The 8,562-nt window shown below is 49.1% G+C and carries 8 protein-coding genes and 1 tRNA gene; all 9 read right to left on the bottom strand.

The features are described 5' to 3' along the window. Window positions 1-234, bottom strand: a 234-nt coding sequence (locus tag ACED36_RS21895) for a transposase (RefSeq protein WP_371733809.1), incomplete at its 3' end; no start/stop codon positions are given. Between the two features lie 163 nt (window positions 235-397). Then, window positions 398-1,060 (bottom strand): response regulator transcription factor, encoded by a 663-nt coding sequence (locus ACED36_RS21890; protein WP_017002967.1) that lies wholly within the window; start codon window positions 1,058-1,060, stop codon window positions 398-400. Between the two features lie 53 nt (window positions 1,061-1,113). Beyond that, on the bottom strand, window positions 1,114-2,481 hold the full coding sequence (locus ACED36_RS21885; RefSeq protein WP_017002966.1) for a cache domain-containing protein: 1,368 nt from the start codon (window positions 2,479-2,481) through the stop codon (window positions 1,114-1,116). A 218-nt stretch (window positions 2,482-2,699) separates the two neighbouring features. Beyond that, window positions 2,700-3,983: a TRAP transporter large permease subunit gene (locus tag ACED36_RS21880; RefSeq protein WP_371733808.1), complete on the bottom strand. Its 1,284-nt coding sequence runs from the start codon at window positions 3,981-3,983 to the stop codon at window positions 2,700-2,702. Continuing rightward, entirely contained in the window at window positions 3,980-4,507 is a 528-nt protein-coding gene (locus ACED36_RS21875) for a TRAP transporter small permease subunit (protein ID WP_017007125.1), read from the bottom strand. The genes ACED36_RS21880 and ACED36_RS21875 overlap by 4 nt, the downstream gene beginning before the upstream one ends. 58 nt (window positions 4,508-4,565) lie before the next feature. Next, entirely contained in the window at window positions 4,566-5,621 is a 1,056-nt protein-coding gene (locus ACED36_RS21870; protein WP_371733810.1) for a TRAP transporter substrate-binding protein, read from the bottom strand. Window positions 5,622-6,166: 545 nt separating this feature from the next. Further along, window positions 6,167-6,262, bottom strand: coding sequence for a helix-turn-helix domain-containing protein (locus ACED36_RS21865; RefSeq protein ID WP_347230839.1), 96 nt, complete (start codon window positions 6,260-6,262; stop codon window positions 6,167-6,169). A gap of 18 nt (window positions 6,263-6,280) precedes the next feature. After that, window positions 6,281-8,167, bottom strand: coding sequence for a methyl-accepting chemotaxis protein (locus tag ACED36_RS21860; RefSeq protein WP_371733807.1), 1,887 nt, complete (start codon window positions 8,165-8,167; stop codon window positions 6,281-6,283). Window positions 8,168-8,376: 209 nt separating this feature from the next. Next, window positions 8,377-8,452: transfer RNA gene (locus ACED36_RS21855), tRNA-Val, on the bottom strand. Between the last annotated feature and the right edge of the window lie 110 nt (window positions 8,453-8,562).

Raw genomic sequence — 8,562 nt, 5'->3', positions numbered from 1 at the left:
GTAACGGAAGGTCACCTGATGGTCACTGATATCGATAATATCTTTATCGGGTAATCCCCCGCGATACAAGTAGCGAGAGAGGTATTTCAGCGCAGATAAACCACGACCCACCGCCCGACAATCGACCACCCACGTCTCAGGCATAATGGTGACGGGTCGTTTGCCTTGAAGGGTTAAGTTATTGAGGTGCTGTTGATAAAGCGCATCGAAGCGCTGCTGTTGTTGACGGTTCATGGTGTTTCTCTCCTGTCCGCTGCCGGATTGGCAGGGTTGGGAGAAACGTAGACGGTGTGGTGTTATTCTGCCGCATAGCGGCTTCGTTCAACAATAACAATACCAAAAGCAATCAGAATGCCACCGGACACGTTGTTGCTATTGGGTATTGCGCTTTAATCTATTATTTAGCTGCGCCAATCAGCCCTGCTTGCACAGCATAGGTGATCATTTCGGCTGTCGAGGTAATGTCGAGTTTATGTTTGATGTTTTGGCGGTGGGTTTCGACGGTTCTGACGCTGATGTCGAGTTCTTGGGCGATCTGTTTACTGCTTTTTCCTTGGGTGACGAGCAAAAGTACGGTGATTTCGCGGCGGCTGAGAACAGATTTTGTGGTGGTTTTTACAGGGTTTTTATCTGGTGCGTTGAATAGCGCTTTGCTGGCGGATTGGCAGAAGTAGCTTGCGCCAGAATGCACGGTTTCAATGGCTTTGACCATCTCTTCTGCCGAGACATCTTTCAGAATGTAGCCGGACGCACCGCACTGCATCACTTCCAAAATGTATTCGCGGTTATCGTGCATGGTGAGCATGAGGATTTTGGTGTTGGGGTGTTCTTGCTTGAACAAGGCAGTGGCTTCTAAGCCGTTGAGGATCGGCATAGTGATGTCCATGAGCACAACGTCAGGGTCAAGCACTTTGGCTTGTTCCAGGGCTTCAACGCCATTGCTGGCAGTGCCGACGACAGCAATGCCCGGTTCGCTTTCCAGCCTTGCGATAAAGCCTTCGATGACGACGCGGTGATCGTCAACCAGTAATACGCGAATGTCGTCCGTGCCTTGGCTCATGGCCTGTCTACTCCTGTAAGTCATTGAACGCCCAGATCCTGTAACGTTTCTGATTACACCTCTTTGGTGATTGCTGATAAGTCTAACAACACCATGATTTCGGTGCCGTTTGCGGTGCTAGAACTGATTTCCAGATCACCCCCAATGAACTCAATGCGCTCTCGCATGTTGCGTAAACCAATGCCGCGCCCTTTTAGTGCGTCTGACACTTTAAAGCCGATGCCGTTGTCTCGAATAATGAGTTGAAGGCGCTCACCAAGCTGGGTGACTTCAAGCTCAACGAGAGAGCTACCGCTGTGTTTTTCAACGTTCACCAAGGATTCTTGCACCACGCGATACAAGGTGGTGACCACATCCGGGGGCAGGGTGGCATCAATGGGGGCGAGGTGAGGTTCGACTTGAATGTTGGTGGCAGACGCGAAGTCAGCGGCAAGGCTTTCTAACGCGGCGGTCAAACCGATGTCATCGAGCGTGGTCGGGCGAAGGGTACGAGACATTCTGCGTACTTCACTGATGGCCATGACTAACGAGCGTTCACTCTTTTGAAGATGGGTCAGTTCGCTTTCCTCGTTTCGATAGAGCACGCTTTTGGCGAGTAATTCTAAATGGCATTTGGCGGACACCAATAGCTGATTAATGCCATCGTGCAGTTCTCGTGAGAGGTGCTTTTTCTCGTCTTCTTGCATCATGACAGTGCGGTAGGCGAGTTCCCTTAGCCTCATATCGGCAATGCGGTGTTCGTGCAGGTTCACCGCCAACGCTATTACGATCATGATCACCACGGAAGTAATGAGCACCACAATGATGGCGAGATATGTCGTGTTGATGCTGGTTTGTACCGAGGTTTTCACCTCTTCAATTTGATGACCAATGTCTTCAATGTACAAGCCGGAACCGACCATCCATTTCCATTTCGACAACCACACGGAATAGCTGAGCTTGGGCACGATTTCATCGGTAGACGGTTTGTGCCAAAGGTACTCATGAAAACCGCCACCTGCTTTGGCGGAGGCAATCAGATTTTGGATTAGAAAATCCCCGTTTGAATCTTGAAGGCCTATCAGATTTTGGCCTTCAAGCTCCGGCATGATGGGGTGAACAAGGTTGTAGCCGTTTTCATCGTAAACAAAGAAGTAGCCGTCATCGCTGTAACGCATCTCGCGCAAGATCTCTAGCACCTGGAGTTTAGCCTCCGCGTCATTCGCATCGGCGTTATCGTAAATGTGCTTGATGCTTTGTGTCGCGAGGTTCACGTAATCTTTGATCGATTGCTCACGGGAGGAGAGCATGCTGGCGCGAAAGGTGGAAACCTCTTTCACTCCCAATGACTCCGCTTGCTGAATGGTGATCCAGCCAATCATGTAACTGATGACAATCAGCGGGATCACCGTCAGTAAAATGATTTTAAGTTTGAGTGTCATCCACTGCTCTCCCTGCGTGACCACCATGACTCCCCTCAGTGTAGAACCCTTTTTGTAGCGTTTGTGGCGACTTTCTACTGCGTTATCGGCTTCTCATGTAGGCCTGCTACACATCGAAGCCTCTGCCTTGTATAAAGCCGCCACAAACTGTTGCAAGAATTACCAATATTCGTCAAGCCATAGGCGATACTCGCGAAGGGTTTAGCTCGTCTCCAACATCAAAATCCATACAGTTCTGGCAAGAGCAAAATGCTGGCAAGCACCGCCACTTGGATAAAGATAAAGGGCATGACACCGCGGTAAATGTCCCGGGTTGTTATCCCATCAGGGGCACAGCCTTTGAGGTAGAACAAGCTGAACCCGAACGGCGGCGTTAAGAAGGAAGACTGTAAGTTCATCGCAATCAAAATCGCAAACCACGTCATGTTGATGCCCATCATCTCCGCCACAGGGGCAAGGATCGGCACAATGATGAAACAGATTTCAACGAAGTCGATAAAGAAGCCCAACAGCAAAATCACGAGCATGGTGATGATCAAAAATCCCCATTTTTCACCCGGCAGCGCCAGCATCCATTCTTCAACCAAATAGTCGCCGCCCGTGTAGGTGAACGCCATGGAAAAGGCGGTCGCACCCAGCAAAATACCGAACACCATGGCGGTGACTTTGACGGTTTCAAAGGCGCTGTCATACAGCAGCTTCCAAGAGAACTGGCGATAGATCAGCGACAGAAGAATCGCGCCAATACCACCCAAAGCAGCAGACTCTGTCGGCGTCGCAATGCCCGCGAAAATTGAGCCAAGCACCACGATGATCAGTGCCAGCGGCGGAATGACCGCTTTCAAGGCTTCGATGATTTCTTCTTTGCGTGATTGGCCTTCAATGGGCTCCATGGCTTGCGCGGCTTCAGGGTGGCGAAAGGCGAAATAGAGGATGTAGAGAATGTACGCCCCAACCAGCATTAAGCCTGGCCAAACGGCTGCTTGGAACAAATCGCCGACGGGAATGCCGAGCACATCGCCAAGCAGGATGAGCACGATAGACGGAGGAATGATCTGCCCCAAGGTGCCGGACGCACATATGGTGCCGCAGGCGAGGCCTTTGTCGTATTGGTACTTGAGCATAACAGGCAATGAAATTAAGCCCATTGCCACGACAGATGCACCCACCACGCCGGTTGATGCCGCGAGCAGGCTACCGACCAACACGGTCGAAATGGCGAGCCCACCGCGCACGCCACCAAACAAGCGCGCCATGGCTTCAAGCAATTGCTCCGCAAGGCGTGTTTTTTGTAGCACGAGGCCCATAAATACAAACAGCGGCACCGCCATGAGCACGGTGTTTTGCATGATGCTCATGGTCCGAAACGGCATGAACGCGAAGATATCGAGACCTTCTGCCCATACACCGAACAGCAACGCAATGCCACCGAAGGTAAAGGCAACAGGAAAGCCGATCAGCAAGGCAAACAGGGCGACAACAAACATGATAATGCCAATCATTGGAGACTCCCTGATACGGCTGGGCGAAGAAGACGCGAGAGGGCGTTAAGGATTAACCCCAACCCGGTGACGGCGATAAAGAAGAAGGAAAGCGGGATCATGGCTTTGATGATCCAGCGATGCGGCAAACCACCGGGGTCACCGCTGCTTTCGCCAAGTTGTAAAGATTCATTGGCGAAGTCGATACCGAAATAAACGATGAGAACCGCAAACGGCATCAGGAAAAGGACACAACCGAGCAGGTCGACCAGTGCCTGCGTTTTTTCACTCCAGCGTTCATACAGCACATCAATGCGCACGTGTCCGCCCGCTTTCACGGCGTAAGGCACACCCAATAAAAAGACGGCAGAAAATAAATGCCATTCCATTTCTTGCAGTGCGATGGACACGCTGTCGAAGGCGTAACGCATCACCACGTTGTAAAACACATTGAGCATCAATAAAAGAAATAAGGAGCTGGCTATCCAACCGAGCGCGTCGGCGATGCGGTTTATGAGCCGTTCCAGAACTATCAGGCTTTGCATAAGACATCCTGTTCAAGCAAAACGAAAAAGGCGCCGAACAATTGCTCGGCGCAAAAGGCTACTCAGCGGTCTGCTGACTGTTGAGGTATGCCTTGTCTGAAATCGTGGTCCAGCGGCGGGCTTTATTGAGGTATTCCGCTTGTGAATCGAGAATTTTCTTGGCTTGTGCGTCGTTTGCTGCGTGTTCAGCGAGCAAGGCATCGTTGGCAGTTTTCATGGCAGTAAGCACAGATTCTGGGAACTGCTTCACTTGGATATCTGGGTACTCATTCAACATGGTTTCCCACGCTTCTGCACTGGCATGGGCGTTTTGGATATACATGTCGTAAGAGGCGGTACGCATGGCAACACGCAGGATTTCTTGTAGATCTTCTGGCAGTCTGTCCCAGCTACGTTTGTTGAACAGGAACTGCAATTCCGTTGCTGGTTCATGCCAACCTGTGTAGTAAAGGGGGGCAACTTTGTGGAAACCCATGCGCAAATCAAGGCCAGGGCCAACCCACTCAAGAGCATCAATCGTGCGGCGCTCTAATGCGGTGTAAAGCTCGCCCGGCGCAATGTTGGTTGGGCTTGCGCCTAGCTTGGCGAGCACTTCGCCCGCAAAGCCGGGAATGCGCATTTTCAGGCCGTTCAGATCGTCAACGCCGTTGATCTCTTTTTGAAACCAACCGCCCATTTGCACGCCAGTGTTACCACCAGGGAATGACAGCAAATTGTGTGGGGAGTAGACCTCTTCCATCAGTTCCATGCCGCCACCGTGGTAGAACCATGCGTATTGTTCAGAGGCGACCATGCCGAACGGCATCGTGGTGAAATACAAGGTGTTCGGGACTTTGCCTTTCCAGTAGTAAGAGGCGGAATGCCCCATGTCGTACTGACCTGCTTTTACCATATCAAACACACCAAACGGTGCTTTGTGCTTGTTTGATGAGTCGATACGAATTTGAAGGCGGCCGTTCGACATTTTCTCTGCCATTACCGCCATGTTCTTGGTGGCATCACCGAAAATGGGGAAGTTGGGTCCCCATGTTTCTGCAAGCTTTAAGCGGTAAACCTTGTCGGCAGCATAAGAAGAAAAACTCGCCGTGGTGAGCAGTGTGATCGTGCCGAGCATGAGCAGCACTTTTTTCGCAGTTGAGGTAACAGTGACCATGATTCACATCCTTTTGATCGTTGTGTTCGACCCCAAGAATGCGAAACATCTTGTTAACAAAATAGCCGTGTTACTTCGCACGTAGCAGCGCAAGAGCGGGGACGCTGGTGGCGAAATGTCTCCGTATTTCTACGTAATGGTTTTGATTTTTACACAGTAAGTGATTGATTGTTTCTTTCGAAGCCTCGTTTTCACCCAGTAAGAATTACGTAGTTTCTGAAGCGCAAAAATCTCAAGATTTTGGCAAATTATGTGAACTGGAATTAACAGCTTATACCTTAGCGTCTAACATAATTTGGCCAGTTGCTGCCGCTTTTGGTAACCATAGATTTAGCCTTGATAGTAACTGACTTTCAGTTAACTCTGCGCGCTGTGCGACTGTTTGCCAATTGATATCTGAATAGCCACCGACTCAGTAGACACATCTGAGCCTTTCTTTGCTCAAATCTAGATTATCCGAACTCATCGGTTTAGATCGCTATCTCTAAGCCGTTTCTGTCCAATAATCAGCTAGCTAAAATCCTACAAACCTGCGATCGGCTGTAGCCGGTCGCTTCTGCCATTTCTCTCAGGCTGAGACCTTTCTCTCTAAAGCTTTTCACTTTCTGGTGCAGCACACGCTAGATATTGAACTTAGCAATAGCCGAGGTGAGTTGCTGATTAGAAGAAGAAAGTTGCTGCACATTGCTGAGAGTGGCTTCACCACTTACATTGAGTTTCTCGACCATTTCTCGAATGGTTCGAATGCTTTCACTAATTTCTTCTGATGCTTGGCTTTGAGTGCGTGTTACGTCGGTGATGTTACTGTTCAACACGTTAATTTCTTCTACTGACGCGCTCATGATATCGAGATTGGTATCAACCATTTTGGTTTGCTCAACATTTTGTAAGCAACTCTTCTTAGTGTTATCGATAGCGCGAACGGCGTTCACCGTCCCTTCATTCAACTTTTGAAGCATTTCATTAATTTCAGAGGTGCTTTGTTGGGTGCGACTTGCAAGTGCGCGAACTTCATCTGCAACCACAGCAAAGCCCCGTCCTTGCTCACCTGCACGAGCAGCTTCAATGGCTGCGTTTAATGCGAGTAAGTTAGTTTGGTCGGCAATCTCGCCGATGACGGTTAAAACAGAGGCAATTTTCTCTGAGTTTTCACTCATGGCTTGAATGTCACTTTCCATCAGTGTGATTTCACTCAGTAGTGCATTAATCCCCGTAACAGATTGGCTGACTTGCTGTTTGGAGTCTGCAGTTTGCTGTTGCGTTTTTTGAGTGCAGCTCAAAGCGTCAGAAGCGCTTTCTGCCACGGTATGGACTGTCGTACTCATTTTCTCAACGCGAGAAACAACAAGCTGAGTCACTTCGCTGTGGTGGGACAGAACATCATGGTTTTCGATGGTTTTTGTTTTTACTTCTTTAACTTCTGAAGAAATTTTAGACGTCGCTTCAGAAATGCCGCCAACGATGTCCTGTAAGTTCTGAGCAACGTCATTGATGCCTTTGGCGATAACGCTGATTTCATCCTTAGTGTTTACGTCAACACGCGCGGTGAGATCGCCATTGGCGAGTTTCTTCATAGCACGCATGATTTGGGACAATGGTTGAAGTAATTTACTGACAAGAAAAATGGTTATTCCTGTTACCAATAACACTTGAATGAGCGAAAAAATGAATGAATCTGTTCGATTGGCGACCACGGTATGGAAAGCGTGGTCCTTGTTGATAGCGACTGCGAGATACCAAGGCGTACCTTCAATAGCGGTAATGTTGAATAGATAGGGAATGTTGCCCAGTGTTAGCTCGCTGACAATTGGATTTGCAGCAAGAACGGGTAGGGCTTCAGAAGTCAGTTGAGACGACAGTTCACTTGCTGGCTTAAGCGACATTGAAGGGTCAGCACTGGCAAGTAAGGTTGCTTTGTTGTCTAGGAGTATCGCCTGTGTATTTTGGCTACTAATACTGTTGATGTATTCAATGAGCTGTTTGATCTTTATGTCGCCAGCAATCACGGCGTTTTCACCGGAACGTCGAGAGTACTGCTGGGCAATAGTCACGACCAGCTCACCGGTTACAGAATCTTTGTACGGGGCGGTGATCACTGGGGAAGGGCTTGAATTGGCTTCGATATACCAAGGGCGTTTCCTTGGGTCGTAGCCTTCACTCGACGGCTTGCCATTGAAACGAATCATCTCACCAGAGCCTGTTCCGATATAGACAGACTGAAAGCCACCTGACAGTAGGGCTTGATTCAGGTAAGGAAAAAGAGGCTCATCTTTAACATTTAAGTCCATTTCCTTGGCACTTCGAATGATGTCTAGGCGAGGTTGAATCCAGTTTTGAATGCCCTTGGCGCTGGCAATACCGACAGAATCGACGTATCGATTGACTGAATCCTGAGTGTAGGATGTCAATTGTTGATCTTGCCGCTGGAACTGAACGGTAGCAACAACAATGATGATTGTGGCAATGGCCAGTGAAATTTTGTGCTTGATGGAACGAGGAATGATCATTTAATCGTCTCTCATTTGGGTTGTTCGTCTCATGTACAGTCACATCAATGAGCATAGAACAGGCCTTGAGATTTATCGCTACGGCACGACAACTGCATCGTGATTTTGAATTGTAAAGCGAGAGGAAATTGAATTTGAAGGGCTTGATTCCGGGAGGAAGAATGCAAAAAAGCCTGCTCAATGAGCAGGCTTTTTGCTTCTTACGAAAGTGGTGGGCGATACCGGGCTCGAACCAGTGACCCCCTCCTTGTAAGGGAGGTGCTCTCCCAACTGAGCTAATCGCCCGAATAATCGCGATTGGGATTCTCTAAAAGAGAGTGCGATTATTGGAATTTGGTGGGTCTAGGCAGACTCGAACTGCCGACCCCTGCCATGTCAAGGCAGTACTCTAACCA

It is taken from the genome of Enterovibrio sp. FF113 (genome assembly GCF_041439165.1).
Taxonomy (GTDB): Bacteria; Pseudomonadota; Gammaproteobacteria; order Enterobacterales; family Vibrionaceae; genus Enterovibrio; species Enterovibrio norvegicus_A.
This window is presented reverse-complemented; position numbering and strand designations above follow the sequence as displayed.